The 25,549-nt window shown below is 56.7% G+C and carries 28 protein-coding genes and 2 pseudogenes; 8 read left to right on the top strand and 22 right to left on the bottom strand.

Features of this window, described 5'->3' with window-relative positions; all coding sequences use genetic code 11:
* Nucleotides 1–83: 83 nt before the first annotated feature.
* The 7 genes and pseudogenes from QTO30_RS02825 to alr form a co-directional block, all read right to left on the bottom strand.
* Nucleotides 84–725 carry an SDR family NAD(P)-dependent oxidoreductase gene (locus QTO30_RS02825; protein WP_340422369.1) on the bottom strand — a complete coding sequence of 214 codons (642 nt, stop codon included), beginning with the start codon at nt 723–725 and terminating at the stop codon, nt 84–86.
* A gap of 39 nt (nt 726–764) precedes the next feature.
* Nucleotides 765–1,031, bottom strand: a complete 267-nt coding sequence (locus QTO30_RS02830; protein ID WP_340422370.1) for a hypothetical protein — start codon at nt 1,029–1,031, stop codon at nt 765–767.
* A 143-nt stretch (nt 1,032–1,174) separates the two neighbouring features.
* Nucleotides 1,175–2,659, bottom strand: a complete 1,485-nt coding sequence (gene purF, locus QTO30_RS02835) for an amidophosphoribosyltransferase (protein ID WP_340425856.1) — start codon at nt 2,657–2,659, stop codon at nt 1,175–1,177.
* A 169-nt stretch (nt 2,660–2,828) separates the two neighbouring features.
* Nucleotides 2,829–3,392, bottom strand: coding sequence for a CvpA family protein (locus QTO30_RS02840; protein WP_340422372.1), 564 nt, complete (start codon nt 3,390–3,392; stop codon nt 2,829–2,831).
* 22 nt (nt 3,393–3,414) lie between these two features.
* Nucleotides 3,415–4,779 (bottom strand): DNA repair protein RadA, encoded by a 1,365-nt coding sequence (gene radA / locus QTO30_RS02845; protein ID WP_340422373.1) that lies wholly within the window; start codon nt 4,777–4,779, stop codon nt 3,415–3,417.
* Between the two features lie 42 nt (nt 4,780–4,821).
* The gene (locus QTO30_RS02850) at nt 4,822–5,268 is read right to left on the bottom strand and encodes a paraquat-inducible protein A (RefSeq protein WP_340422374.1); all 447 of its coding nucleotides are present in this window, start codon (nt 5,266–5,268) and stop codon (nt 4,822–4,824) included.
* A 57-nt stretch (nt 5,269–5,325) separates the two neighbouring features.
* Nucleotides 5,326–6,362, bottom strand: a pseudogene (alr, locus tag QTO30_RS02855) (alanine racemase).
* Nucleotides 6,363–6,497: 135 nt separating this feature from the next.
* Here alr and QTO30_RS02860 point away from each other — a divergent pair.
* On the top strand, nt 6,498–7,649 hold the full coding sequence (locus QTO30_RS02860) for a sterol desaturase family protein (RefSeq protein ID WP_340422375.1): 1,152 nt from the start codon (nt 6,498–6,500) through the stop codon (nt 7,647–7,649).
* A gap of 23 nt (nt 7,650–7,672) precedes the next feature.
* On the opposite strand, the gene QTO30_RS02865 is transcribed toward QTO30_RS02860, so the two are convergent.
* From QTO30_RS02865 to pyrC, 5 genes are all read right to left on the bottom strand, one after another.
* On the bottom strand, nt 7,673–8,665 hold the full coding sequence (locus tag QTO30_RS02865; protein ID WP_340422377.1) for an aldo/keto reductase: 993 nt from the start codon (nt 8,663–8,665) through the stop codon (nt 7,673–7,675).
* Nucleotides 8,658–9,035, bottom strand: a complete 378-nt coding sequence (locus QTO30_RS02870) for a MerR family transcriptional regulator (protein WP_340422378.1) — start codon at nt 9,033–9,035, stop codon at nt 8,658–8,660. The genes QTO30_RS02865 and QTO30_RS02870 overlap by 8 nt, the downstream gene beginning before the upstream one ends.
* Nucleotides 9,036–9,097: 62 nt before the next feature.
* Nucleotides 9,098–10,585 (bottom strand): replicative DNA helicase, encoded by a 1,488-nt coding sequence (locus tag QTO30_RS02875; RefSeq protein ID WP_340422380.1) that lies wholly within the window; start codon nt 10,583–10,585, stop codon nt 9,098–9,100.
* Nucleotides 10,586–10,799: 214 nt separating this feature from the next.
* On the bottom strand, nt 10,800–11,468 hold the full coding sequence (locus tag QTO30_RS02880; protein WP_340422382.1) for an orotate phosphoribosyltransferase: 669 nt from the start codon (nt 11,466–11,468) through the stop codon (nt 10,800–10,802).
* Nucleotides 11,469–11,524: 56 nt separating this feature from the next.
* Nucleotides 11,525–12,577: a dihydroorotase gene (gene pyrC / locus QTO30_RS02885; protein ID WP_340422383.1), complete on the bottom strand. Its 1,053-nt coding sequence runs from the start codon at nt 12,575–12,577 to the stop codon at nt 11,525–11,527.
* 119 nt (nt 12,578–12,696) lie between these two features.
* Between pyrC and QTO30_RS02890 the strand changes: the two genes are divergently transcribed.
* Nucleotides 12,697–12,981, top strand: coding sequence for a hypothetical protein (locus QTO30_RS02890; protein WP_340422384.1), 285 nt, complete (start codon nt 12,697–12,699; stop codon nt 12,979–12,981).
* A gap of 114 nt (nt 12,982–13,095) precedes the next feature.
* Nucleotides 13,096–13,317: a DUF1127 domain-containing protein gene (locus QTO30_RS02895; protein WP_340422385.1), complete on the top strand. Its 222-nt coding sequence runs from the start codon at nt 13,096–13,098 to the stop codon at nt 13,315–13,317.
* Here the strand turns inward: QTO30_RS02895 and QTO30_RS02900 are convergent.
* The 3 genes from QTO30_RS02900 to QTO30_RS02910 all read right to left on the bottom strand — a co-directional run bounded on the left by QTO30_RS02900 (nt 13,308) and on the right by QTO30_RS02910 (nt 15,577).
* On the bottom strand, nt 13,308–13,703 hold the full coding sequence (locus QTO30_RS02900; RefSeq protein ID WP_340422386.1) for a hypothetical protein: 396 nt from the start codon (nt 13,701–13,703) through the stop codon (nt 13,308–13,310). The two genes, QTO30_RS02895 and QTO30_RS02900, sit on opposite strands and share 10 nt — an antisense overlap.
* A 22-nt stretch (nt 13,704–13,725) precedes the next feature.
* Nucleotides 13,726–14,247, bottom strand: a complete 522-nt coding sequence (locus QTO30_RS02905; protein ID WP_340422388.1) for a hypothetical protein — start codon at nt 14,245–14,247, stop codon at nt 13,726–13,728.
* A gap of 106 nt (nt 14,248–14,353) precedes the next feature.
* Nucleotides 14,354–15,577, bottom strand: a complete 1,224-nt coding sequence (locus QTO30_RS02910; RefSeq protein ID WP_340422390.1) for an acyl-CoA dehydrogenase — start codon at nt 15,575–15,577, stop codon at nt 14,354–14,356.
* A gap of 252 nt (nt 15,578–15,829) precedes the next feature.
* On the opposite strand from QTO30_RS02910, the pseudogene QTO30_RS02915 reads away from it, so the two are divergent.
* A pseudogene (locus QTO30_RS02915) lies at nt 15,830–16,803 on the top strand (XdhC family protein).
* A 76-nt stretch (nt 16,804–16,879) separates the two neighbouring features.
* On the opposite strand, the gene infC reads toward QTO30_RS02915, so the two are convergent.
* Nucleotides 16,880–17,434: a translation initiation factor IF-3 gene (gene infC / locus QTO30_RS02920; RefSeq protein WP_340425857.1), complete on the bottom strand. Its 555-nt coding sequence runs from the start codon at nt 17,432–17,434 to the stop codon at nt 16,880–16,882.
* A 190-nt stretch (nt 17,435–17,624) separates the two neighbouring features.
* On the opposite strand from infC, the gene QTO30_RS02925 reads away from it, so the two are divergent.
* On the top strand, nt 17,625–18,251 hold the full coding sequence (locus tag QTO30_RS02925) for a hypothetical protein (RefSeq protein WP_340422392.1): 627 nt from the start codon (nt 17,625–17,627) through the stop codon (nt 18,249–18,251).
* A 73-nt stretch (nt 18,252–18,324) separates the two neighbouring features.
* On the opposite strand, the gene QTO30_RS02930 is transcribed toward QTO30_RS02925, so the two are convergent.
* Genes QTO30_RS02930 through cysG form a run of 6 tightly spaced genes read right to left on the bottom strand, consistent with a single transcriptional unit; the run spans nt 18,325 to nt 23,722 of the window.
* A complete protein-coding gene (locus QTO30_RS02930) occupies nt 18,325–19,182 on the bottom strand; it encodes a ferredoxin--NADP reductase (RefSeq protein ID WP_340422395.1) in 858 nt (285 codons plus the stop codon).
* 60 nt (nt 19,183–19,242) lie between these two features.
* On the bottom strand, nt 19,243–19,653 hold the full coding sequence (locus QTO30_RS02935) for a DUF934 domain-containing protein (protein ID WP_340422397.1): 411 nt from the start codon (nt 19,651–19,653) through the stop codon (nt 19,243–19,245).
* Complete coding sequence (locus tag QTO30_RS02940; RefSeq protein WP_340422399.1) at nt 19,650–20,369, bottom strand: phosphoadenylyl-sulfate reductase; 720 nt, start codon at nt 20,367–20,369, stop codon at nt 19,650–19,652. Before QTO30_RS02940 ends, QTO30_RS02935 begins: the two co-directional genes overlap by 4 nt.
* Nucleotides 20,359–22,029, bottom strand: a complete 1,671-nt coding sequence (locus tag QTO30_RS02945) for a nitrite/sulfite reductase (protein ID WP_340422400.1) — start codon at nt 22,027–22,029, stop codon at nt 20,359–20,361. The genes QTO30_RS02940 and QTO30_RS02945 overlap by 11 nt, the downstream gene beginning before the upstream one ends.
* Nucleotides 22,029–22,331: a DUF2849 domain-containing protein gene (locus tag QTO30_RS02950; protein ID WP_340422402.1), complete on the bottom strand. Its 303-nt coding sequence runs from the start codon at nt 22,329–22,331 to the stop codon at nt 22,029–22,031. The genes QTO30_RS02945 and QTO30_RS02950 overlap by 1 nt, the downstream gene beginning before the upstream one ends.
* The gene (gene cysG, locus QTO30_RS02955) at nt 22,331–23,722 is read right to left on the bottom strand and encodes a siroheme synthase CysG (protein ID WP_340422404.1); all 1,392 of its coding nucleotides are present in this window, start codon (nt 23,720–23,722) and stop codon (nt 22,331–22,333) included. The genes QTO30_RS02950 and cysG overlap by 1 nt, the downstream gene beginning before the upstream one ends.
* Nucleotides 23,723–23,859: 137 nt before the next feature.
* Between cysG and QTO30_RS02960 the strand changes: the two genes are divergently transcribed.
* The 3 genes from QTO30_RS02960 to QTO30_RS02970 all read left to right on the top strand — a co-directional run bounded on the left by QTO30_RS02960 (nt 23,860) and on the right by QTO30_RS02970 (nt 25,539).
* Nucleotides 23,860–24,321 (top strand): Lrp/AsnC family transcriptional regulator, encoded by a 462-nt coding sequence (locus QTO30_RS02960; RefSeq protein ID WP_340422405.1) that lies wholly within the window; start codon nt 23,860–23,862, stop codon nt 24,319–24,321.
* Nucleotides 24,322–24,435: 114 nt separating this feature from the next.
* Nucleotides 24,436–24,783 carry a hypothetical protein gene (locus QTO30_RS02965; protein WP_340422406.1) on the top strand — a complete coding sequence of 116 codons (348 nt, stop codon included), beginning with the start codon at nt 24,436–24,438 and terminating at the stop codon, nt 24,781–24,783.
* 12 nt (nt 24,784–24,795) lie between these two features.
* Nucleotides 24,796–25,539: a DUF2145 domain-containing protein gene (locus QTO30_RS02970; protein ID WP_340422407.1), complete on the top strand. Its 744-nt coding sequence runs from the start codon at nt 24,796–24,798 to the stop codon at nt 25,537–25,539.
* Nucleotides 25,540–25,549 lie beyond the last annotated feature (10 nt).

Genomic DNA, 25,549 nt, shown 5'->3' on the forward strand with positions numbered 1-25,549 from the left:
GCTGCCCCTTTATCCATAGGTTGTTCCTATGCGCTGACGCGATGGGCGGCAAGTCGGACGGTGCTACGTGCAATCAGACGGCGCTAGCCGAGGATCATTGGCAACAGTCGTGCCGCTTCCGCTTCAGGTGCGGCCAGTGCGGCGCGGTCTTCCCCAGGGTAGAAACGGGCCCGTGTGGCCGTGGGCATCGGCAGCGGCGTCAGGATTTGCACTTTTGGTCCGGTTTTAGCACTTTCTGCGGCCCAGCTGCGGGCCAAAGCGATTTGCGCAGCTTTCGTGGCCCCGTATGCGCCAAAGAACTGATCACCGCCGCGTGGATCATCAAAAAAGACTGCTTTGCCGCTTTGGCCCAGTAGTGGGCTGACATAGGCGATCAGGCGTGATGTGGCCTCAATGTTTACTTCCATGGATTTGGCAAGGTCCTTGGACCCGATGTGTCCTGCGGGTGCAAGGGGTGCTGTGTGGATCGCCGTGTGCAACCACAGATCAAGGCTGCCCCACCGGTCATAAATGCCCCGGCATAATTGCTGCATTGCCTCATCCACGCTGATGTCCATGGGGGCAAGCGTGGCTTGCCCGCCAGCCGCTTTGATGGCGTCGTCCAGCTCTTCCAATGCGCCAACGGTTTTGCTGACAGCAATGATGTGGTGGGTTGGGGCCAGTGCATTGGCCAATGCCGCGCCAAGGCCGCGGGATGCGCCGGTGATGAGTGCAGTCTTTGTCATGGGCTGGGTGATGTGCCGAACAGCGCCCAAGGTCAAGCGCTAGCTGTGTGGCAACGCCAAGGATTGCGTGCGGCCCCAACGATCGGTCAATAAGATCTGCGCGTCGCCAATGGCCGTGACCTGCACACCAAAGGCCGTATCGCCCACCTGCACCCGCGCAATCTGCCCACGCGACGAGCGCAGTAGGGCGGCGGTGCCATCATGGGCGTCCATCAATCCGATGACCGCGAGGCTGTTCAATTCCAGCGCATCCGACATCGTGGCATTGGTCCCGGCAAGCGCCGCGCTTTGAATCTGGTCTGACATTTTGAAAACTGCGCCGATTTTATCGTTTGCGCGGTCTTGGCAGAGAATGCGGCAAGGCAAAAGGGGTGCGCCATCTCTGACGCGGCGTTGCACCTCTAATTGGGCGCAATCGCGTTCACATTGGCGTCAGAATGCGCGGCAGGTTACTCCGCAGCCGTTTTTGCCTGAAACCCCTGATCGATCATATCGGATGGCGCGACGGGGTATTCGCCCGAGAAACAGGCATCGCAATAGGCAGGTGCGTTGGGGTCGCGCCCAGATGCTTCGCCCACGGCACGATAGAGCCCGTTGAGCGAGATGAACTTGAGGCTATCAACGCCCAAGTGATCGCGCATCTGTTCCTCGGTCATGGTCGCGGCAAGCAGTTTTTCGCGCTGCGGCGTATCGACACCATAGAAGCAGGGCCATGAGGTTGGTGGGGAGGCGATGCGGAAATGTACCTCGGCTGCACCGGCATCAAGGATCATCTCCTTGATCTTGCGGCTGGTGGTGCCCCGCACAACGCTATCGTCCACAAGGATCACCCGTTTGCCTTTGATCAGCGCCCGGTTGACGTTGAGTTTTAGGCGTACACCCATGTTGCGGATGCTCTCGGTCGGCTCGATGAAGGTGCGGCCCATGTACTGGTTGCGGATGATCCCCATTGCATAAGGGATACCCGATTGCAGTGAATAGCCAATTGCCGCTGGCGTGCCACTGTCAGGGACCGGACAAACCAGATCAGCATCAACCGGGTTTTCCTTTGCCAATTCGCGCCCGATGTTTTCGCGGGTCTCATAGACGGACCGGCCGCCTAAGATACTGTCTGGGCGGCTGAAATAGACGTGTTCAAAGATGCAAAAGCGCGCCCGGTTGGGGCGGAAGGGGAAGTGGCTCTCAACCCCTTTTTCGGTCACGACAACCATTTCTCCGGGCTCAATCTCGCGTATGAATTCGGCCCCTATGATATCCAGTGCACAGGTTTCCGACGCGAGCGCCCAGCCATCGCCAATCTTGCCCAGCACCAGCGGGCGCACGCCTAGCGGATCGCGGCAGCCGATCAACTTGGTGCGGGTCATGGCGACGATAGAGAACGCGCCTTCGACCTTGCGCAGCGCCTCTTCCATGCGATCAGGGATTGTGCGGCCCATCGAACGCGCCATCAGGTGAATGATGCATTCGCTGTCCGACGAGCTTTGGAAAATCGAGCCACGCTCGATCAACTCGCGCCGCAGCGACAGGGCGTTGGTGATATTGCCGTTGTGGGCGATCGCCGCACCGCCCATGGCAAACTCGCCAAAAAACGGCTGCACATCGCGCATCGCTGTTTGGCCCTTGGACCCCGCTGTCGAGTACCGCACATGTCCGATGCCAATTGTGCCGGGCAGACGTTCCATCATCGCGGTTGAGGTAAAGTTATCACGTACCAACCCCATACGACGCTGTTGGTTAAATCCGGTCTCGGGGTCGTGGGTCACAATGCCGCCTGCTTCTTGCCCGCGGTGTTGCAGGGCGTGCAGGCCAAGGGCGACAAAGTTTGATGCGTCAGTTACGCCGACAACGCCAAAGACGCCACATTCCTCCCGCAGTTTATCATCGTCAAAGGGATGGGCGGGGGCATCGCAGTGGACAAGGGGGCAGCTCCGAATCCGTTAGATTTGTCGTGCCCCTCTCTTAGAGGGTCAGGGGCGATCTGTCACGAAACGATCATACTTCTGTGCTGGGAAAGACTGTTTCTGGGCATGCCGCGCGGATTTGAGCCAAAAAAGAGCCGCCGTGCTTTCGCCCGGCGGCCCGATTTAAGCGCGGATCAGTAACTTACTGTGCCGGTGCACCACAGGTGCCGACCAATTGCTGGTACTGCTCGGTGATCCAGCCCAAAGCTTGCTCGGGGTTCTGCTCTTCGATCTGACCGGTCAGCTGTGCAAAGACCTCGGCTGAGCGGCTGTCGTCTACCATCGCGAATTCCTGCGCGGCAAAGATCGTGTCGTAAACAAAGAACGCCACTGCCACCAAGAGGATGCCCCGCAGTACGCCAAAGAAGAAGCCAAGCCCCTGATCAATGCCGCCCAGGGCAGAGCGCTGGATGACGCTGGAAAAGAGCGGGGTGAAGATGGAAACCACTATAAGCGCCACCGCGAATACGGCTGCAAATGCGGCGATGATCGCCAATTCGCAGCTGTCGCCAATAAAATCCCCGATGATCGGGATTTGACGCACCAGCGGCTCAACCTGATCGGCAAATATGAAAGCAATGATCGTTGCACCGATCCAGCCGACGATAGCCATCGCTTCGCGCACAAAGCCCCGGCTGTAGGCCAATACGCCTGACAGCAAGATGATGATTGCGACGCCAGCGTCGACGAGTGTGAAACCTTCCATGGTCCGTCTCCTGCGATTGACGCTACCGTGCGCCGAATACCTCTTCTACAAAACCAGCCAGGTCGGTGGCATGCCGCAGACCCAAGCCCTCCACACTGGGCTGTTTGGCCTGCTGTGGGAGTATCGCAGTTGTAAAACCAAGTTTTTGCGCCTCTTTCAATCTATTTTCGGATTGAACGACGGGACGTAGCGCGCCGGACAAACTGATTTCGCCAAAAACAACAGCCTCGGCGGGCAGGGCCGCATCTTCGCGTGCCGAGACCAAAGCAGCCGCGACAGCAAGGTCTGCGCCGGGCTCAGAGATGCGCAAACCCCCTGCTACGTTGAGGTAAACGTCCAATCCGGTAAAGGCGACACCACAGCGGGATTCGAGGACGGCGAGGATCATCGCGAGCCGCCCACCGTCCCATCCGACGACGGATCGGCGCGGTTGGCTGTGTGGCGAAGGTGCCACAAGTGCCTGTATCTCGCACAGCATGGGCCGCGAGCCTTCGATGCCCGCGAAGACGACGGAACCGGGGGCAGGGGTGCCGCGTTCGGACAGGAAGAGGGCGGATGGATTCTTCACTTCGGCCAGCCCTTTGCCGGTCATTTCGAAGACGCCGATCTCATCAGCAGGTCCAAAACGGTTCTTGACCGCGCGCAAAATGCGGAACTGATGGCCGCGCTCGCCTTCGAAATAAAGCACCGTGTCGACCATATGTTCGACCACGCGGGGCCCCGCGATGGCGCCTTCCTTGGTGACATGTCCAACCATGATCACGGCCATGCCGTTGCGTTTGGCGAATGTCGTTAACTCATGCGCGGATGATCGCACCTGTGATACACTGCCGGGTGCGCTATCGACATTGTCGGCCCACATGGTTTGGATGGAGTCGATGATCGCAAGATCAGGCTTTTCGGCTTCAAGCGTTGTCAGAATATCGCGCAGATTGGTTTCCGAGGCGAGCATGACAGGGCTTTTCTCAAGCCCTAGACGGCGCGCGCGCATCTGCACCTGCGCGTTCGACTCTTCGCCGGAAATATAAATGACTTTCAGACCATTACGGGCAAATCTTGCAGCGGCTTGCAGCAGTAAGGTGGACTTGCCGATGCCCGGATCACCACCCACCAAAAGGGCGGATGCCTTGACCAGACCGCCGCCCAGAACACGATCCAACTCGCCAACACCGGCTTCGGTTCTTGGCGGTTCTTGCTCTTGCGTATCGAGATCGGTGAGCGGGATCGCCTTGCCGCGGATTGCCCCAAGCGATTTACCCTTGGGCCCGCTGGATAGCGCTTTGGATTCGCTGATGGTGTTCCACGCCCCGCAGCCATCGCATTGCCCCGACCATTTGCGAAAGGATGCACCGCATGCCGAGCAGGAGAAGGAAAAATCTTTGGCCATGTTCACCTTTTGGACCAAAAGGGAACCCTTGGCAATGATCGGTTAAGTCGCGGCTTTTGACTGCGGTGTTAGTGCCGAGATGACGATGGAAGTCAGAATGCAGGCGGTGAACAAATATAGCCCCCAGCCGGTTTCGACCTTGCCAACGCCCACCCCTTTGAAAACAACAATGTAGAGGGCAATAAGGAAGACATCCGCCATTGCCAGCTTACCGATCCATGACAGGACGGGTAGCGTCTTGTCCTTGAGCAGATTGAAATGCACCAACGCCAGACCAATGGTTTTGAGATAGGGCGCAAACAATGCAAAGGCGGTGACAAGTAGCGCGAGTGCGACGTCACTGTCCCACAATGCCTGCATTCCTGAGATCACACTGATTTCACTGAGGCCAAAAATGGGCAGCAAACCTGCACGCATGAGCGGAGCAAACCAAGCAATAGGGAACAGGATCAGAAGGGCAAGATTAGCGACACGCAGAACATTGAACATAAGAAACCTATTTAAATTCTTGTGTTTAGATAGGAAAGCTCAAGCTGCGTAACAAGCCTATTTGCCAAAAGTCTTGCGATTGTAGCGGGCACCAAGCTGTGTCAACACCTCATATCCAATCGTATTCGCAACCCGTGCGAGGTCGTCAACACCCTGCTGTGGGCCAATCAACGTCAGCTTTTTGGGGGTCTCGCCCACATCTGTCACATCAATTGTCAACAAGTCCATCGACACGCGTCCAACCAATGGGCAGGGCGTGTCGCCATGATAGAGTGTGGCCTTATCCGACAAGATCCGCATGATGCCGTCCGCATAGTGGCTGAGACCGTTGCGATCCGCGAATTCCGGGTCGCTTGCCATGCGTTGCCATACCCCACAACTTCGCCCTCAGCGACATCACGCACCTGCACAACCGGCAGGTCGAGTTCGATCACAGGGCTTGCTTCAGCAAAGGGCAACCCGCCATACAGGCCAATGCCGGGGCGGGTGAGGTCAAAGTGATACTCCGGGCCAAGCAAGATGCCACCTGTTGCAGCCAGCGAGCGTGGCACCAGAATGCCATCGGTCATCTTCTTGAATTGAGCAAGCTGGTAGGGGTTCATCGGGTGATCCGGTTCATCCGCGCAGGCCAGGTGCGACATTACCAGACGGGGCTTTTGCGCCAAGGCCAGTTCCGCCACAGCCGCCCACTCCTGAATCTCCATCCCCAGACGGTTCATACCGGTATCAAGCTGGATGCCGAACGGATGGCCGGGCAAGGTCTCAAGATGATGGGTTAACTGTTCGACCGAATTCAGCATCGGCGTCAGACCCAATTCTCGGATCATGTCGGTGTCACCGGCCATATGCCCGGAAAACACGCAAATCTCTGGCTTTGGTCCCAGTTCTTCACGGATTGCGGCTGCCTCTTCGGTTACAGCCACAAAGAACTGGCGCACCCCGGCCTTGAACAGGGCCTTGGCGACATTCGCCGCCCCCAACCCATAGCCATTCGCCTTGACCACAGCAGCGGTTTTGCAGTCGGTCATGCCATCCAATGCGCGCCAGTTGGCGACTACGGCATCAAGGTCAATGATCAGGCGTCCAGTGCTCATAGCGACCTTTTGGCAGGGGGGATGATGCGGGGCAAGGGTTTTGCGCATACGTCGCCGGGAAGACAGGTATTCCTGCCATTTTCCTGCCACGGTTGTCGCGGTATAGTCCCGCAGAATGGGTTAGCGAGGTGCGCAGTGGGTATTTTGAAGAAAGTCATTACGCAGTTGGAAACACCGCGCGATCAACGCCCGTTGGGCAGCGGGTGGTTGTCCGGTTCTCTGGCGCTGTTGGCGTCGCTGGCGGGCTTTCTGATCGTGTTGCTGCGATGGTTTCCCGAAACGCTGTCCTATCCGGAGATCGCCTTTATCCAAGACAGCGGGGTGATCACCGTTTTTCTGCGTTTTACGCTGCTGGCGGGCTATGCACTGTCGCTCCTGAGCCTCATCCTGAGCGCGCGAAAATCGCTGGGATGGACGGCATTGGCGATTTCGGTTGTGGCATCGTTGATGGCCACCACCCAGCCGCAGATCGGATCGGACGTCCCGCAGAGTTTCTACTTCGGCCTTGATTACTTCATCATCAACGTCTTGATCGTAGGCTTCCTCTTTGTACCGCTCGAGCGGTTTTTCCCGGCGCGTGCTGAACAAACCGTGTTCCGCGCCGAGTGGCAGGAGGACATGTTCTATTACCTTGTCAGTTCCATGCTGGTGCAGATTTTGGGGTTCATCACGCTGGCGCCATCGAACTATGTCAACGCGCAGATTCCTCTCGATGATGTGCGGATCTATATCGTTTCTCTGCCGTTCTTTGTGCAGGTGATCATCATCATGATGGCGACGGATTTTGTGCAATACTGGGTGCACCGCGCCTTTCATACCTTCCCGGTACTGTGGCGCTTTCATTCGATCCATCATTCGACCAAAAAGATGGATTGGCTGGCCGGTGCCCGGATGCATTTTGTGGAAATCGCCGTGCTGCGCAGCCTGACGGCGGTGCCGATGTTCACGCTGGGTTTTAAGCCTGAAGCGATTCAGGCCTATCTGCTGGTGGTCTATTTCTATTCCAGTTTCATCCACGCCAATATCGGCTGGAAGCTGGGCTTTTTAGAGCGCTTCTTTGTGACGCCACGATTCCACCACTGGCATCATGGCTCGGATCGGGCAGCGATTGACATCAATTACGCCAGCCACTTCCCGGTCTATGACTGGCTGTTTGGGACGCATCACCTACCAGAAGACGCGTGGCCGGACGCTTATGGCGTCGTCGGCGATACTGTCCCCAAGGGGTATTTGAAGCAATTTGTGCATCCATTCCTTAAGCCCAAACCCAAAGAACCGGCAGAGTAGGGCGGGGGCTACCCGCCCTGCACTTAGCGTGCCCTTGGTAGGCCTTCGGCCGGACGGTCAAGCACGGCCTCAACCTCAGCCATTTGGGCTGGCGTCAAAGGTCCATGTGCCAGCGCACCACACAGGTCATGCACCTGCTCGGGCGTTCTGAACCCGGGGATCGGCATTGCATTTGGCGTTCGCCCCCACAGCCACGCCAAAGCGCCCTGCGCCAGACTTCGCCCGTCTGATTTCAGGATTTCGCGCACGGCGTCCAACTGTCTCATGTAGTGGTCTGTGATCTTGCCGTCTTTGAAGTAGTCCTGCCAACCGGGGTTGTTGCCCCTGATCTCATCCTTGCTGAATTGGGTTTTGGCATCGTACTTGCCGCCCAAAACCCCCATCGCAAGTGGCGACCTTATAAGCGATAGCATGTTGGCGTTCTCCGCAGCATTCACCATGTCTGTCGCAGGGAGAAACACATTCATAGCGTGTTCAACAGCCGTAAAACCGGGATGATCGGCAAAGGCCTTCATACTATCAGGAAAATCGGTGGACCACCCATAGGCAGCTATGGTCCCATCGTCATAAAGCTTGGCTAGCATGTCGAAGGTTGGTCGGGCCTCTTCAACTGGCAACTCGTTGTTGTGGTGCAGCACCAAGTCGATCCGGTCCCGCCCAAGCCGTTTGCGTGATGCGTCGATCGTTTGCCGGATAAGTTCGGGGTCAGTGATTGGCCCGACCAACTGCTTGGTATCCGTGTTGATCTCCAGTCCTATCTTGGTGGCAATCGCGATGTCCGGGTGTGCTTTCAGGGCCTCACCCAGTACGGTCTCGGAATGCCCACAGCCATAGGCTTGGGCAGTGTCGAAATGTTTGATGCCATGCTCAAGCGCCGCGGCGATTGCCGCCTTTGAGGTGGCGTCATCGACTTCACCCCAGCCAACGGCATTCCCTTCCATGAAGAAGGGACCACCGATAGCCCAACAGCCAAGTCCAAGGGTCGGTTTCGTTTGTACGTTTTTAAAGTCAGCCATCTGAGACCTCCAATGATGTGCGATACATACTGATTTTGTGATCGAGGAAATGCTTGCAGGCTTTCAATTCAGCTTCGCGGTGGGCAAGGGTGACTGCATGTCGTTCAAGAAGCCCAAGACGCAAGGCACGTTGATCAGGCGCATCGCGATCTGGCGCATGGGCCGACATCGCAAAGCGTTTGACATCATCCAGTGGCATTCCCGTGGCGCGTAGACGTTCCAGGGTGGTCAGCCAGTTCACATCATCACCGTTAAACACCCGCCAGCCACGCGCATCCCGCCGGACGGGCGCTAACATGCCGGATTTTTCGTAGAATCGAATGGTGTCTTGGGTCAGCCCTGACCGGGCCGCAGCTTCTTTGATTCGCATAGGATTTCCTCCGATGGCAAACCAGATAGCCTATTGGAGTCACTCTAAGTCAAGGACAGCTTTTAAAACTGTTGGTCGTCACTCTGCTGCCACGGTTTGACCAAGTTACCAAAGCGGGTGAACTCGGCCACGAACGATAGCTCCACGGTGCCAATGGGGCCGTGACGTTGCTTGCCGACGATCACTTCAGCCTTGCCATGCAGGCTCGACATTTTTTCCTGCCAAGCGGCGATGGCTTCCATATTATGGTCTTCTGGCTTTTCGCGCTCGACATAGTACTCACCCCGATAGACGAACATTACCACATCGGCATCCTGCTCAATCGAACCGGATTCGCGCAGGTCTGACAGCTGTGGGCGTTTATCTTCGCGATTTTCCACCTGACGCGACAGCTGGGACAGGGCGATGACCGGAATGTTGAGTTCTTTGGCGATAGCCTTAAGGCCCATAGAAATCTCACCGATTTCCTGCACGCGGTTTTCTGACGTGCCGCGCACCAGCTGCAAGTAGTCCACGATCAGCACATCCAACCCATGGGTTCGTTTCAGGCGGCGCGCGCGGGCGGCAAGCTGCGAAATCGGGATCGCGGCCGTGTCATCAATATAGAGAGGGCAGGATTCAAGCTGTTTGGCGGCATCGACAAAGCGGCGGAATTCGCTTTCGGTCATGTCACCTTGGCGGATCTTGTGGGACGAAATCTCAGAGGCTTCGGCCAGAATACGTCCCGCAAGCTGTTCGGCACTCATCTCGAGCGAAAAGAACCCCACGACACCACCATCGACAGCGCCTTCGCTACCATCCTGCAACTGTCCTTTGCGGTAGGCCTTGGCGATGTTGAAGGCAATGTTCGTCGCCAGAGAGGTTTTCCCCATGGAAGGGCGCCCGGCAAGGATCAGCAAGTCTGATTTGTGCAAGCCGCCCAGCTTTTTATCCATATCGGTCAGGCCCGTCGACACCCCGGCAAGCCCGCCGTCGCGCTGATAGGCCGTGTTGGCGACATTCACGGCCTCGGTGACGGCGGCCAGAAACGACTGGAAGCCTTTTTCGGACACACCTTGTTCTGCCAGTGTATAAAGCGCCTGTTCTGCCTCGACGATTTGCTCTTTTGGTTCGTGCTCAACATCGACCTTGGCGGCCTTGTCGGTAATGTCGCGGCCCAGTTTGATCAATTCGCGCCGGGTTGCCAGATCATAGATCATCTGCGCGTAGTCACGTGCGGCAAATGCAGATATCGCGGCACCGGCCAAACGGGCAAGGTAGGGTGGGCCACCGAGTTCTTTGAGGCCCTCATCCTCTTCCATAAAGGTTTTCAACGTCACCGGGCTGGCCAGCATGTTGCGCCCGATCCGGCTGGCGGCTGTATCAAAGATACGGGCGTGAACGGGATCGTAGAAATGCTTGGGCCCGATGATGGAAGCGACGCGGTCAAACACATCATTGTTGGTCAGAATCGCGCCCAAAAGCTGCTGCTCTGCCTCAATGGAATGCGGCATAAGATCGGTGTCGGCCTCTTCGACACCGGTTGCATTAAATGCTGTTAGTTCGTTCATTATTACTCACCTTGTCCCCGTGCTCTCCTATCAGTCACCGCCCGGGCATGGCCATCTGGAAATGATCGGGGATATCCGGCGGGATAAATCTGTGGACAACATCCGATAGACCTCGAACATACCCCAAATAGTGGTTGGAGGCAAAGAGAACACAATATGCGCCATGGTTGCGCGATTCTCGGCAGGACAGGTGTAATGGACAGTGGATAAGTTTTTAGGCTGGCGTCCAACCTGCCGGGTCATTGAGGTAGGCCTCGACCGCTGTTAACGTCACCGTATCATAGGCCCCGCGCGCCTTGGCTTCGGCGAGCACATCCCACCAAGTGCACAGGCTGATCAACTGGACACCATGTTCGCCCAGCGTCTCTTCGACACCATCAAAGATGCCGTAGTAAAAGATAACGGCGGTTGCCGAACAGGTCGCGCCAGTGTCCCGGATCGCGTCCACAAACGACAGCTTTGATCCACCGTCCGTCGTCAAATCCTCAACCAGGATGACGCGTTGCCCTTCGGTCATGACCCCCTCAATACGGGCATTGCGGCCATAGCCTTTGGGCTTCTTGCGGACATAGGTCATGGGCAGGGCCAAGCGCTCTGCGACCATTGCCCCGAAAGGAATGCCCGCAGTCTCGCCACCGGCGACATTATCAAAGGCCTCAAAACCTGCTTCGCGCATAATCGACACGGCCATGAAATCCATCAAGGTCGCCCGGATACGCGGAAAGGAAATCAGTTTGCGGCAATCCACATAAGTTGGGGCCTGCTTGCCAGAGGCATGGGTGAAAGGCTCGGCGGCATTGAAATCAATCGCGCCAATTTCGATCAGCATCCCGGCGGTCAGTCGGGCAATCTCTTCTTTGGTGGGAAAGGAGGTGGGGATCATCGAGCAACCTTTTTCTTTTGTTGTCCCGAACGCTTCGACAGAAGACATTCGTTTTCTCAATCTTCAACACGCCAATGCAGATCAAACCCCGGGTCAAACACCGTGACAGGTCCATCACCGGTTTCAATTTGGGTGGGGTATCTCACAGGATCGCCCTTGGTGAGCGTGATGGTGTCGTCATTTGGTGGCAGTCCGTAGAACCGCGGACCATTGAGTGAGGCGAAATCCTCAAGCTTTTTGATCCGGCCAGCGGCGTCGAATACTTCGGCCAGGCAAGACATGGTATTGGGCGCAGTAAAGATACCGGCGCAGCCACAGGATTGCAGCTTGTTGGCTTCGGTATGTGGTGCGCTGTCAGTGCCCAGAAAGAACCGCTTGTCGCCCGATACCGCAGCCTGGACCAGCGCCACGCGATGTGCTTCGCGTTTTGCAACAGGCAAGCAATAAAAATGGGGTTTGATCCCGCCCGCCAGAATATGATTGCGGTTGATGATCAGATGATGGGTCGTGATTGTCGCCGCAAGATTCTTGTGGCTGTCGCGGACATAATCCACGGCATCCTGCGTCGTCACATGCTCCATCACAACCTTAAGATCGGGCACTTTCTTGCGCAGCGGTTTGAGGACCCTTTCGATAAAGACGGCTTCGCGGTCAAAGATATCAATCTCATTGTCCGTGACTTCACCATGCACACAAAGCGGCATGCCAATCTCGGCCATGACCTCAAGGACCGGGCGGACCTTTTCAAAGTCGCGCACCCCCGAGGCTGAATTGGTGGTTGCCCCGGCAGGGTAGAGCTTGACGGCCGTTGCGATCCCATTGGTATGGGCCGCGCGCACATCTTCCGGATCGGTCGCTTCGGTCAGATAGAGGGTCATCAATGGCGTAAATGTTGCCCCTTCCGGGACAGCCGCCATGATGCGTTCGCGATAGGCAACCGCCTGTTGTGATGACACTACCGGAGGGACCAGATTGGGCATGATGATGGCCCGGGCAAAATGGCGGCTGGTTTCAGGCAATACGGCCTTCAACATCTCACCATCACGCAGGTGCAAATGCCAATCATCAGGGCGTGGGATGGTCAGGCTGGTCAGGTGTCTGTCAGGCATGAAGCCCGATTACACGGTTACGCGCGCGGATGCCATAGGGCATCGCAATAGCCCTTGCGCAAGGGGCGGTCTTTCTGGATATTTCCACATAAGCTGGTGGACGAAAGGAGTGACATCTCATGCTGGGTTTTTTGATTGCAGCAGCGGCTGGTTTCCTGACGCCGCAACTCGAAGGGCCGGTGGCCGGGCCGATCGTTAAGACACTCGAAGGCCATTTTCCTATTGCTGCTAATGAACGTCGGTTAATTGCTTTTATGGTAGCGTTACTGGCTGCGGCCATTCTTGCTGCGGCCTTTGACAGTGGCTCAATCTTTGGGATCACCATCGGGGCGATCGTGGGGTATTTCGGTACGCGGATATTTGAGGCCCTCAAAAAGGTCATCGAGGGTAGACGCGAACAATAAAACGCGGTTGGCCATGCATTCGCTGCATCGCGGCAATGCAGCCTTGGCGGTTTTCCTGCGCTGTCGGGTGTTTAGTTTGAGGGCAACAGATAAAACCCCGATAGGACAGACGATATGGCCTTTTACACCGATACAATCGAATCCCGCACAAGAACCTCAGCAGTCACCGCAACTCTCGCTAGGATTTCGGCCTTCTTTTCAAGAATGGTCGAAACGCAAACCAGATCAATTGATGTGCGGCGTATGCAGGACCTCAGCGATGCGGAGCTTGCCAATATGGGACTGAACCGTGCCGATATCGTCCGTCACGTATACCGGGATATCTACTACGTATGAATGTCCTGGGTGGGGCTCAGTTCTTCGTGCTTGTCGATAAAGAAGGCCTTATGACCCCGCCTGATCATATATTCGCAGATAATACGGGCCAGACGCGGATGGCCCGTCACCACCAGCCTGCGCACCAGGGCGCGTACGTAGGTCGGATCATAACGGCGCGCGCGCAAGAGCTGTAAGAACCGGCGCCGATCCAGCATGCCATCCATTGCCAGCTTGATCAGCACATCATGGATACCCATCCGGTCAAAGGCCTGATCCAGATCGTCCCCCAAAAGCGCGCAGGGCAGGGCTGTCACATGCGGCTTGCGGAACAAGGCCGCATGACAGGCATCCAACCGCTCAATCGGATCAAAGGCGATAAACACGCGCTTTGCCCCGTCAATCATTTCTGGCGCATACCCATACCGGTCATTGAAGTTCTTTTTGCGCATGCGTTTGAAACGCGAGATCCCAACCCGCCATCTGCCCGTCAAGCGTGGCTTGTGGACGTAAGGCGACCACGGTCGCGCCGGGGGCCGCAACTGAATATGCAGCGGCTGCATAAGACGCGCCACCGCCACCGCCATGAAAGACAATCCGCTCAAAGTCATCAAAGAAGCCATCATCAACCATGCGGTCGAAGAAGTCATAGACATGCTGATCGCGAAACCAGCTTTCCTTGAAAGAAAACAGCGACAAATGCGACCAGCCGTCATGGCGTGCGTAGGCAAAGCCGCGCGGTTCGGCATCAACATTGTTCTCACGTACCGATTGGACATTCTCGAATGTGACAAGAAGGGATTTGCCAGCCTGAAGAAAACCGGCGCAGTGCTCGCGCCCCAGCTGTTCGAAAAAACCGTGGTCTTCGCAAACGTCGTCCACCTTAGCTAGCCAGGCATTGGCGCCAAGATCTTGGAAATTCACATCGATGGCTAATTGCCGGTCTTCCATACTCACTACTCCAAGGCCGAAAGTACGGCGGCCATGCATGATGGAATACATAGCTTTTGAGGCAGTAACTAGGCACCGATGACGAATTTAATGTTGCGAATATAGCTTAAAAGAAGGCCTGAAGTCCGGTTTGTGCACGCCCAAGGATCAATGCATGCACATCATGGGTGCCTTCATAGGTATTTACGGTCTCAAGATTGATCATATGGCGCATGATCTGGAAATCTTCACTGATTCCATTGCCGCCATGCATGTCACGCGAGGCCCGTGCGATATCAAGTGCTTTGCCGCAATTGTTCCGCTTCATCAGACTGATCATTTCGGGCGCTGCCTTGCCTTGCTCCATCAGGCGGCCCAACTGTAGGGCGGCTTGAGTGCCTAGGGCAATCTCGGTCTGCATATCGGCCAGTTTTTTCTGGAAAAGCTGGTTTTGCGCCAAGGGCTTGCCAAATTGCTTGCGATCCAACCCGTATTGGCGGGCTGCATGCCAGCAAGCTTCTGCCGCCCCCATGACGCCCCACGCGATACCATAGCGGGCGCGGTTCAGGCACCCAAACGGGCCTTTGAGGCCTTGGACATCGGGCAACAGCGCACTCTCAGGCACTGCGACGTTGTCCATCACAATTTCGCCCGTTACAGAGGCGCGTAGGCTGAGTTTGCCGCCAACTTTTGGCGACGACAGCCCTTTCATGTGTTTGTCCAGAACGAATCCGCGGATTTTACCGCCATGCGCCTCTGATTTTGCCCAGATGACAAACACATCGGCGATCGGAGCGTTGCTGATCCACATCTTTGAGCCGTTGATGACATATCCATCTTCGGTTTTCTTTGCTGTCGTTTTCATACCCGCCGGATCGCTACCCGCATCCGGCTCGGTCAAACCAAAACATCCAATCAATGTGCCCGCCGCCAGGCCGGGCAGGTACTTCTTGCGTTGGGCGTCGCTGCCGTAAGCGTGGATCGGATACATCACCAAGGATGACTGCACTGACATCATCGACCGATAACCACTGTCCACGCGCTCAATCTCGCGCGCGACAAGGCCGTATGTCACATACCCCGCACCCAGCCCGCTGTATTCTTCGGGAATCGTCACGCCTAACAGACCCGCCGCACCCATTTCGGCAAAGATCCCGGGATCAACGGTCTCCTCGCGATATGCAGCGGTCACGCGGGGCTGCAAAACACCTTGGGCAAAGGTACTTGCGGCATCACGCAGCATCCGCTCATCCTGGGTCAACTGATCTTCCAGTCGCAAGGGATCAGCCCAATCAAAGGGTCCCAGGTCAGGGCCAAATCCGGTTGCTTTGATCGGCGTTGAATCGTTCATGGCGTCAGCTCCCCTTTGCTTGAGCACAAGCTAAGCGTTCTGTGTCATAGGAGCAATGGACAGTTGTCCAGCCAGCCATGCTATCTTCTCATGTTCCAAAATACCTCACAGGGGTCTGGGGATGTGAAATCCCCAGTCTTGTGTGGGCCGTTATATGCTGCACGATGTGATGATGTCCGGATCAAAGGACAACGACCGGAGTGACAAAGAGGTATGGTAAAATTCTGTGATCCACAGCAAGATATAGCCGTTATGACCGATGTATTGACTGACCTTCCGCAATTGGCACTCGACTGGCATCGCGCCGGTCGTGGCGTTGCAATTGCCACCGTTGTGCAGACTTGGGGGTCTGCACCGCGCCCCGTCGGCAGCCAGTTGGTGATTGATGCTGATGGTGCGATGGAGGGCTCGGTCTCGGGCGGCTGTGTCGAGGGCGCGGTGGTCACTGACGCCATTGATGCCATTGCCGAGGGCGAACAACGCTTGCTGACCTATGGTGTCAGCGATGATGAGGCTTTTGCGGTGGGTCTTGCCTGTGGCGGTGAGATCAAAGTGCTGGTTGAACCTGTCGGCCCGGTGATGCCGGTGGAGATCTTGGAACGCCTGACGGATGCGCGCTATCAGTCGCAGCCCGTCGTCTATGTCACAGACATCATGGAAAGCAGGCCACGTCTGAAAGCTGCCTCAGCCTATCCGGATCGTCACCGCACAGATACCTCGGGGATCGAGGAAGATGGCCGTACTTTTGTGGCGGTGCATAACCCACCTTTACGGATGATCATCGTGGGTGCCGTCCATATCGCACAGTATCTGGTCGGTATGGCGCGAGCCTGCGGGTACAAGCCCATTTTGGTTGATCCGCGCCCGGCCTTCGCGTCCGAGGCGCGTTTTCCGGGCGAAACCGTTCAGGATGATTGGCCCGATGCGGCCTTGCGCGCGCTCAAAATCGATGCACGTACCGCTATTGTCACCTTGACCCACGATCCCAAGCTGGATGATCCGGCGATTGTGACGGCATTGGAGTCAGAGGCCTTCTATTTGGGCTGTCTTGGGTCAACACGTACCCATGACAAGCGGGTGGCGCGGTTAAAGGAAGTGGGCTTTACCGATGAAGAGATTGGGCGGATTCATGCGCCTGTTGGACTCGATCTGGGGGGCGGCAGCCTGCAGAAATCGCAGTGAGCATCATGGCGCAGGTTACGCAGACCTTGCGCAAGAAACCCTAAGCTACAATCCGCCACATGCGCCAAATGAAAAAGCCCTCACGGATGTGAGGGCTTTTTTGTCTTGGGTGGACGGGGGTTACTTTGGCAACGGTCCAATCAGCATCACCATTTGGCGGCCTTCCATCTTTGGAAAGTTTTCGACCTTACCGGCGTCTTTGGTGTCTTCGGCGACACGCTCAAGCAGTTCACGCCCCAACTGCTGGTGCGCCATCTCGCGACCGCGGAATCGCAGTGTGATCTTTACCTTGTCGCCGTTGTCCAAAAATTTGAACACGTTACGCATCTTCACATCGTAATCGTGGTTATCCGTGTTGGGACGGAACTTGACCTCTTTGATCTCGATGATCTTTTGCTTTTTACGCGCCTCAGCTTCTTTTTTCTGAGTCTCGTATTTGAACTTGCCATAGTCCATGATCTTGCAGACCGGTGGGTTGGCGTTTGGTGAAATCTCGACCAGGTCCAAGCCGGCATCGTCTGCCATCACCATCGCACGTTCCGGTGTCACAACACCGACGTTTTCGCCTTCTGCGCCAATCAGGCGGATTTCGGGGCCCCGGATGCGTTCGTTGATGCGGGGGCCTGTGTCACGTTGTGGTGGCGCGTTATGAGGTCTGCGTCCTATGGTCTTTATCCTTTGATTGTTCCATCTCGGTGATGGCCAAACTAAACACCCGCATGCCCGGCTTCAACCCGCAAATGATGCGGTTTTCTGCTGATTTTTCCTCGGTGATTGCACTTTCACTTTTGCAGCCCATCTGACATATGCAGGCGCAAGGTCCATGGGGGCCCAAATGACTAAGTTTGGAAAAAGGAGATGACTCATGCGTGCAATACTCATTCTCGTCATCGTGGCGATCGTTGGCTTTTTTGGCTACCAATACGCTGCCGAAGGGCGCAGCCCGGGTGAAGCCGTCGGCGTTTTAACAGGCGCAACCCAAGAGGCGGAACGTGCCGCCGCCGAAGCTGCTGCTGCTGCCGAAGCCGCCGCTGCGCAAGCTGCAGCGGAAGCAGAGGCGCTGGCCGCCGAAGAAGCTGCTGCCGCTGCCGCGGAAGAAGCTGCTGCCGCAGAAGCTGCCGCTGCAGCTGAGGAAGCCGCCGCTGCTGCTGCCGCTGAATTGGAAGCTGCAGCCCAAGCTGCTGAAGAAGCGGCAGCGCAAGCCGCCGCAGAGGCCGCAGCTGCGGCCGAGGAAGCTGCTGCCGCAGACGAGGAAGCCGTGGAAGACGCTGCCGCAGAAGTTGCCGAAGCAGGTGAAGATCTGATGTCGATGGCTGGTGAATTGCTGACCGTCGATGGATTCGACGCCGGTAAGGTGACAGAGCTTGTAGCAAACTCAGACTTGTCTGATGACATGAAGTCACTGATGACAGCGGCTGTCGATTCTGCAAAAGACAACCCGCTGCTGCTCGAGCCCGTTCTGGCCAATATCCGCGAGGCCTTGGGCCTCTAAGCCAAAGCACAGCTGAACAAAGAAAAGGCCACGTCACATATGACGTGGCCTTTTCCTTTGGTTTTACAGAAAGTTAGTCCAGAAACGCTTTCTCAACCACATAGTGCTGCGGGTTTGAATTTGCGCCTTCGACCAGCCCGTATTCTTCCAGCATCTCTTTCAGCTCAAGGTTAAACGCTAGATTGCCGCAGATCATCGCCCGGTCTGTTTCTGGCGACAAGGGCGGAACGCCAAGATCGGCAAATGCTTCGCCAGAGCGCATCAGGTCCGTGATCCGCCCCATCTTCGGGCTCTCTTCACGGGTGGTGGTGGGATAGTACTTGATCTTCTTCCAGAAGCCTTCGCCGATGACTTCATTGAGCAATTCATCATCCTTGAGCGCTTCAATCAGATCACGGCCGTAGGTCAACTCGCCTACTTCTCGGCAGGTATGGGTGATGATCACCTCATCATAGTCTTCATAAGTCTGAGGTTCACGTAGAAGCGACGCGAAAGGCGCAAAGCCAGTGCCGGTGGCAAAGAACCAGATACGCTTACCGGGGATCAGGGCATCGTGCACCAATGTGCCAACGGGTTTCGGGCGCAAGATCAACTCATCGCCCGGCTGGATGTGCTGCAGTTTCGAGGTGAGCGGGCCATCCTGAACCTTGATGGAATAGAACTCCAGCTCTTCATCCCAAGAGGGGGAGGCGATGGAGTAGGCGCGGAGCAGCGGCTTTTGTTTGCCGGTTTCAGGGTGCGGATCACCCATCAGACCGATCATCACAAACTCACCCGACCGAAACCGCAGCGATGCAGGCCGCGTCACCCGGAACGAGAACAAACGGTCAGTGTAGTGTTTTACGTCCGTCACAGTCTGCGCGTCAGGCAGGGTGGGGACGGCTTTGGCGGTGTCTAGGGTCACGGGTGTCTGCTCGGTCATATGTGTCATGGCAACCCTGATAGGGCCGCCCTCCGGTTTAGTCATTGATTTGGATCAGGGGAAGGGGGTTTAGCCGCGCAGGCGGGCCTGATAGTTGTGGTTTTGCCAATCTGCACGGAATTGCCATTGGTCTTCGGGCTGACGGGCCGCAAGGGCGGTATCGATTTCAACCTCGTCAAAGCCGGAGCGGCGGGCCATAGCGTATTGGTCAGCTAACACATGGCCCTTTGCCCGCAACCGGCCCTTATAGCCCGCACGACGCAGCATCGCAGCCAATGTAAAGCCGCGCCCATCTGCTGAAGAGGGAAAATCAATGCGGATCATCGCGGCGTTGTCGAGACCAATGAGCGCATTTGGTGGGGTATCGGATGGCAGGTCGATCCCATAATCGCAATCGTTTGCTGCGACCTCACCCAAACCCACAAAGCCGCATGCAAAATCATCGGCGGCAAAGCCGGTATCAGTCACAATCACACTCATGCCGCTTGTCCTTCTTTTGTGGTGTGAGAGGTATCGAAATGGATACCACACTCAGTTTTTGTACTGTTACGCCAGCGCCCTGCGCGCTGATCTTCATGTTCGCTCACGCGGGTTGTGCAGGGCATGCAGCCAACGGATGGATAGCCCTTCGCAACCAGTGGATGGCGCGGCAGATCATGCTTGACCATGTAATCCTGCAGGTTTTGCGCAGACCATTTCGCCAATGGGTTTACTTTGATCTTACGACCTTCCTTCTCAAACAGCGGCAGCTGCGCGCGCTGGCCGCCCTGAAACTGCTTGCGCCCGGTGATCCAGCCGTCGAAGTCATCAAGTGCTGCGGCCAAAGGCCTTGTCTTGCGCAGATCGCAGCAGGCGTCTGTATCCGCCTGATGCAACAGCCCATCCACGTCTTCGACCAGCACGGCGTTGCGATCAGGCGTGATCACGCGCACATCTGTCAGCCCCAGCGCAATCGCAACCTCACGCTGATAGGTCAGCGTTTCGGGAAACAGCATTTCAGTGTCGAGAAATATCACTGGCGTCGCCTTGTCGATCTCGGAGATCATATGCAAGAGTACAACGCTTTCGGCCCCGAAAGAGGACACTAAGGCGACTTTCCCGATTTGGATGTCCGTCAGCGCATGACGCAGCACCGTTTGTGCGTCACTTTTTTGGTGCAGGATATTGCGGCGCTCGGTCAGTTCCTTAAGCGGCATTTGCTTTGTCCTCTGCTGGATACAGGATCGCCTTGAACGGCTCCATCCCAAGGCGGCGGTAGGTTCGCAGGAAGGTTTCATCAGCGTCGTTGCGCAGGCCAAGGTAACCTGTGACCAAACGCTCAATCGCGGGCACGATATCCTCAGCGCTAAAGCCGGGGCCCGCGCGTTCGCCGATGGTTGTCGTCTCGGTGCCGTCACCACCCAATGTGATCTGGTAGTTCTCGACACCCGCACGGTCGAGCCCAAGGATGCCGATGTGGCCCACGTGGTGGTGCCCGCAAGCGTTGATGCAGCCGGAGATTTTTATCTTCAGTGCGCCGATCTCGTGTTCGATCTTCAGATCATCGAAACGCGTGGCGATTTCTTGTGCGATTGGGATCGAGCGCGCAGTTGCCAGTGCGCAGTAATCCATGCCGGGGCAGGCGATGATATCGGACGCTAGGCCAATGTTCGCCGTCGCCAGATCAGCTTCGCGCAGCGCCTGATAAACAGCCGCAAGGTCAGCCTTGTGAACATGCGGCAGGATCACGTTCTGCTCGTGACTGATGCGCAGCTCACCATGGCCGTATTGTTCGGCCAGATCGGCCATCACGCGCATCTGGTCAGAGGTCGCATCGCCGGGTGTCGCACCGTGTTTCTTGATGCTGATCGATACGATGGCGTAACCGTCTGCCTTGTGTGCAGAAAGGTTCGTGTCGGTCCATGACCGGAAGGCCGGGTTGGCTAGACGCGCGGCTTCGTAGCCGTCGGTTGATTGGCTTACGAAAGCAGGCGGTGCGAAGGCATCTTCGATCTGGGCCAGCAAAGCCTGATCGTGACCGGTGAATCCTTCGCTGATGGCAGCAAAGCGTTCTTCCACCAGCTCTTGGATTTTCTCCAACCCATTCTCATGCACGGTGATCTTGATGCGTGCCTTGTACTTATTATCGCGACGGCCCAGCAGGTTGTAGACGCTGACAATCGCCTCGCAATAGGGCAGCAGGTCCCCCTTCGGCAGGAATGACCGCAACACCTTGCCGACCATTGGGGTGCGCCCAAGGCCGCCACCAACGATGACTTCGAAACCCGGTTCGCCAACGTCGTTGCGGACCATGCGCAGACCGATATCGTGCGCCTTGGTGACGGCACGGTCGTGTGCGGCACCTGTGACGGCGATCTTGAACTTGCGTGGCAGGAACTGGAATTCCGGGTGATCGGTGGACCATTGGCGCAATAGTTCAGCCACAGGGCGCGGATCTTCGATTTCATCCGCCACAGCGCCTGCGAAATGGTCGGCTGTCACATTTCGGATCGTGTTTCCGGAGGTCTGGATCGCGTGCATCCCGACATCGGCCAAAGCCTCAAGCATATCCGGCACATCCTGCAGCTTGGGCCAGTTGTACTGAATGTTCTGACGCGTGGTGAAATGGCCATAGCCCTTGTCCCACCGGTCCGCGATGTAGGCCAGCTGGCGCATCTGGGCAGGGTTCAACGTACCATAAGGCACGGCAACCCGCAGCATATAGGCATGCAATTGCAGATAGAGGCCGTTCATCAGGCGCAATGGTTTGAATTCATCCTCGGTCAGGGACCCATTGATCCGGCGTTCTACCTGCCCACGGAACTGGGCCACGCGGGAGCGGACGAAGGCTTCGTCAAAGTCGTTGTAGGTGTACATTAAGAAAGCTCCACTTGCTTGCCATGGGCATAGTTGGATGGGCCGCGCGTACGGAATTCTTCGCGGAAATGCGTCGGCTCTGGGCCGTTGGCACCGGGTTTTGCATCAGCCAGATAAGCGCCTGCGATTTCGTCCACGCGCGCTTGTGCCTCGAGCAACCGCAAATCGGCGTGGGCTTCATCGGTCAATAACTCTGCCTTGCTGATGTCGCGGGTCCATGTGTCGGCTTCTGTCAACCAAACCGCGTCGCCTTCCAGCAGCGCATTGGCGGTGACGACTTTGGGAGTGAAAATACGAGGCATTATGCAAACTCCTTGAGTTGACGTGAATTGGCGACAGCATCGCGCGGGGCGAGGCCATAGAAGGTGATCGTAAGCCCTTGCAGGTTGGCTTGTGTCAGGGTCGGTTCAAGTTCGGCCAGTGTTGTTGCAATGATCTGCTGATTGGTTCGGCTAACGTTCTCAATGATCGTCACGGGCGTCGCTGGGTCGGCGCCATGCATCAGCAGGCGGCCCTGGATAAAGCGCGCAGATTTTTTGCCCATATAGATCGCGGCCACTTCACCCGGTTGGGCGAGTGCCTTCCAGTCGTGATCCGCGTATCCCTTGGTGTCATGCCCGGTGATCAGACGCACGGCAGAGTTCCGGTGTCGCTTGGTCAGGCTCTGCCCGATGTTCGCGACAGCCGCAGAGGCGGCGGTGATGCCGGGGATAATGCGGTAAGGGATGTCGTGGGCTTCAATGGCTTCGATTTCTTCATCAAGACGACCAAACACGGTTGGATCACCCGCCTTGAGGCGCACAACATGGTGCCCGTCCAGCGCGTGTTGTACGATCAGCGCGTCGATGTCTGATTGGGCCATGGATTTGCCAAAACCCTCTTTTCCTGCATCAATGATGATCGCCTCGCGACGTGCCAGCTCGAGGATTTCGCCTGTGACCAGGCGGTCATGGATCACGACATCGGCTTTGTCCAAAGCATTGCGCGCTTTCAGCGTCAGCAACTCAGGATCACCCGGGCCTGCGCCAACCAGATCGACAGAGCCTTCTTTGGTTGTCTTCATGACATGGTTGTCCAGCAGTGCCCCAAGCGCAGGGATCACGCCATCTTCGCCTTTGTCGGCAAGAGCTTTAGGCCCCGCGCCAAAATAGAAGGATGTCCAGAAATCACGCCGTTTGCGCCCCATCGGCAGCACCTCAACCGCGTGGCGGAAGGTTTTGCCGATGCGCGCCAGCAGGCCGAGCGAGGTGGGCAGGCGTTCTTCCAGGTCGGCTTTGATCGCTCGGGCCAAAACTGGCGCTGCGCCTTCTGTGCCGATGGCAACGGTCACCGGATCACGATCAACGATGGCGGGGGTGATGAACTGGCTATCGGCGAGGTTATCGACGATATTGACCAACGCGCCTTCGGCATGGGCGATCGCGGAAACGCGGGCGTCTTCGGCATCATCTTCATTGGCGGCGTAGAACAAGGCGGCACAGAGCGCATCACCCGGTGCCATCGCGCGCTCAATGATTTGCAGCTTACCTTGGGCGGCCCATTTGCGGATGTCATCGGCGATGTCTGCGGCGACGACAGTGAGCCGCGCCTCGGTCTTCATCAGCAGGCGCAGCTTGGCCATCGCGGCATCGCCGCCACCAGACAGAACAATGCGGCGGCCTGCGACGGCAAGGAAGATAGGAAAGTGCTGCATGGGTTCGCCTTACGATTTCTTGGGTTCAATATAGAACAGCGTTCTGATAATTGCCTCCCCAAAGGGGAAATTAAGGACATTTGTTCCAGTTGAACCTGAGTTAGGACCATCTGTCCTGCAAAATCGGAGAATTAAGAATGTCGGTACGGATTGACGCCACAGACCGGAAAATTTTGGCAGCGCTACAAGCCGATGCGGCACAGTCACTGGACGAAATTGCTAAGTCGGTGGGGTCGTCCAAGACACCTGTTTGGAATCGCATTCGCAAGATGCGTGAGGCCGGAATCATCGGGCAGCACACCGTTCTGCTTGATGCTGAGGCGCTGGGGTTTGAGGCCTGTTTCTTTGTGTTGATCCGTACCTCAGAGCATGATGCCGATTGGCAAGGACGGTTCCTCAAGGCGTTGAAATCGCGACCAGAAGTGCAAGAGGCGCATCGGTTGGCAGGCGATATCGACTACATCCTGAAAGTGCGCGTCCAGAATGCGCGGGCCTATGACACCTTCTATCAAGCGCTGATATCAGAGGTGAAAGTGCACAATGTGACAGCACTTTTGTCGATGGAAGAGATCAAATCGACGGTGGCATTGCCACTCTGAGCGGCAGAAGGTCCGGTTTTCCATACCATTGTGAACACAGTTCAATAAATCTGTTGACTGATTCTGCCCGCTCCAATAGATACCTGAACAATGTTCAAAAAATGGAGCGAAAACATGCAGCCGTTCAAGATCACTCTGGTCCTTTCAACGCTCGCATTGGCCACGGCCTGCGCGGCACCCAGTGTGCAGCACACCGCCCAATCAGCAGATCACAGCGCGCAGGCTGCCAGCCATGGGGCAAGTGCTGTTGCGTCTGGGGCCGCAACTGTTTCGGCGGTGCCGGTTGTAGCAACTGGCGCGGTCCTTGCGGTGACCGGGGCCGCAGTCGAAGGTGTTGGTACCGCCTCTGTCAATGCCGGTGTCGATGTTTTGGATACCACCCTTGGCGCGCCAACACCGAACTGCCATGCCGCACAGACACCAAATTGCTTGGCGCCCAACGGCCCGCCGCGGTTGAACTAAGGGGGCAGGGCAATGACACGCATTCTTACAGCCGTCCTACTTCTGGTCATGACGCTCTTCCCGATAGCATCCTCGGCGGGCAGCAGTGCGGCAGGCAACCCCATACTGCCAGCGCAAGATGTCGCGGCATTCTCAAACAAAGTGCAACGCGATCTGGCCGCACGCGGCGCCAATGTGGCCATCGTGTCGCGTGTGGGGCGCGACCCTGCCGTTTTGCCTGATGGGATCAACTACACCCATGTGGCATTCTGGGTATATTCGCGGATCACGCAGGCGGATGGCAGCACAGGCACGGGATACCGTGTCTATAACCTCTATCAGCGTGAGGGTGATCTGACCCAAAGCGATCTGGTGCAGGATACACCAGCTGACTTTTTTTTGCTTAGCGCCCACAGCCTTGATGCGGGCATCATAATCCCTGACCCACGCCTGCAACGTCAGCTGATTGACGTGATCGCCAGCCCGACTTACGCCGCTCTGCACAACAGCCGCTATTCGGTGTTGGCCAATCCGCGGTCTGGACAGTTTCAGAACTGTACGGAACATACGTTGGATGTGTTGATGGCGGCACTTTATGACACCAGCGATCCCGCGCAGATCAAAGCCAATATCGCGGCCTACTTTACACCACAACCGGTGCCGTTGAACGGTCTGCAGCGCCTTTTTGCGCTTAGCTGCATCACAAGCGCTGACAACGGCCGATCATGGGGCGAACGTGGGTACGGCCACGTTCGGGTCGCTCGCGCGCTTCATTGAAGACAATGAT

This window comes from Yoonia sp. GPGPB17 (assembly GCF_037892195.1).
Taxonomy (GTDB): Bacteria; Pseudomonadota; Alphaproteobacteria; order Rhodobacterales; family Rhodobacteraceae; genus Yoonia.

Bases quoted from the DNA above. Each gene is read 5' to 3' on its own strand.
- QTO30_RS02875 (WP_340422380.1), bottom strand. From the start codon at position 10,585: ATGAACGAACTAACAGCATTTAATGCAACCGGTGTCGAAGAGGCCGAC.
- QTO30_RS02930 (WP_340422395.1), bottom strand. From the start codon at position 19,182: ATGACACATATGACCGAGCAGACACCCGTGACCCTAGACACCGCCAAA.
- QTO30_RS02840 (WP_340422372.1), bottom strand. From the start codon at position 3,392: ATGGAAGGTTTCACACTCGTCGACGCTGGCGTCGCAATCATCATCTTG.
- QTO30_RS02910 (WP_340422390.1), bottom strand. From the start codon at position 15,577: ATGAACGATTCAACGCCGATCAAAGCAACCGGATTTGGCCCTGACCTG.
- cysG (WP_340422404.1), bottom strand. From the start codon at position 23,722: ATGCAGCACTTTCCTATCTTCCTTGCCGTCGCAGGCCGCCGCATTGTT.
- pyrC (WP_340422383.1), bottom strand. From the start codon at position 12,577: ATGCCTGACAGACACCTGACCAGCCTGACCATCCCACGCCCTGATGAT.
- QTO30_RS02945 (WP_340422400.1), bottom strand. From the start codon at position 22,029: ATGTACACCTACAACGACTTTGACGAAGCCTTCGTCCGCTCCCGCGTG.
- QTO30_RS02825 (WP_340422369.1), bottom strand. From the start codon at position 725: ATGACAAAGACTGCACTCATCACCGGCGCATCCCGCGGCCTTGGCGCG.
- QTO30_RS02900 (WP_340422386.1), bottom strand. From the start codon at position 13,703: ATGATTGACGGGGCAAAGCGCGTGTTTATCGCCTTTGATCCGATTGAG.
- radA (WP_340422373.1), bottom strand. From the start codon at position 4,779: ATGGCCAAAGATTTTTCCTTCTCCTGCTCGGCATGCGGTGCATCCTTT.
- QTO30_RS02880 (WP_340422382.1), bottom strand. From the start codon at position 11,468: ATGATCCCCACCTCCTTTCCCACCAAAGAAGAGATTGCCCGACTGACC.
- QTO30_RS02950 (WP_340422402.1), bottom strand. From the start codon at position 22,331: ATGCCTCGTATTTTCACTCCCAAAGTCGTCACCGCCAATGCGCTGCTG.
- QTO30_RS02830 (WP_340422370.1), bottom strand. From the start codon at position 1,031: ATGTCAGACCAGATTCAAAGCGCGGCGCTTGCCGGGACCAATGCCACG.
- QTO30_RS02940 (WP_340422399.1), bottom strand. From the start codon at position 20,369: ATGCCGCTTAAGGAACTGACCGAGCGCCGCAATATCCTGCACCAAAAA.
- QTO30_RS02925 (WP_340422392.1), top strand. From the start codon at position 17,625: ATGCGTGCAATACTCATTCTCGTCATCGTGGCGATCGTTGGCTTTTTT.
- QTO30_RS02965 (WP_340422406.1), top strand. From the start codon at position 24,436: ATGCAGCCGTTCAAGATCACTCTGGTCCTTTCAACGCTCGCATTGGCC.
- QTO30_RS02890 (WP_340422384.1), top strand. From the start codon at position 12,697: ATGCTGGGTTTTTTGATTGCAGCAGCGGCTGGTTTCCTGACGCCGCAA.
- QTO30_RS02935 (WP_340422397.1), bottom strand. From the start codon at position 19,653: ATGAGTGTGATTGTGACTGATACCGGCTTTGCCGCCGATGATTTTGCA.
- QTO30_RS02850 (WP_340422374.1), bottom strand. From the start codon at position 5,268: ATGTTCAATGTTCTGCGTGTCGCTAATCTTGCCCTTCTGATCCTGTTC.
- QTO30_RS02960 (WP_340422405.1), top strand. From the start codon at position 23,860: ATGTCGGTACGGATTGACGCCACAGACCGGAAAATTTTGGCAGCGCTA.
- QTO30_RS02895 (WP_340422385.1), top strand. From the start codon at position 13,096: ATGGCCTTTTACACCGATACAATCGAATCCCGCACAAGAACCTCAGCA.
- QTO30_RS02870 (WP_340422378.1), bottom strand. From the start codon at position 9,035: ATGCGAATCAAAGAAGCTGCGGCCCGGTCAGGGCTGACCCAAGACACC.
- QTO30_RS02865 (WP_340422377.1), bottom strand. From the start codon at position 8,665: ATGGCTGACTTTAAAAACGTACAAACGAAACCGACCCTTGGACTTGGC.
- QTO30_RS02905 (WP_340422388.1), bottom strand. From the start codon at position 14,247: ATGGAAGACCGGCAATTAGCCATCGATGTGAATTTCCAAGATCTTGGC.
- QTO30_RS02970 (WP_340422407.1), top strand. From the start codon at position 24,796: ATGACACGCATTCTTACAGCCGTCCTACTTCTGGTCATGACGCTCTTC.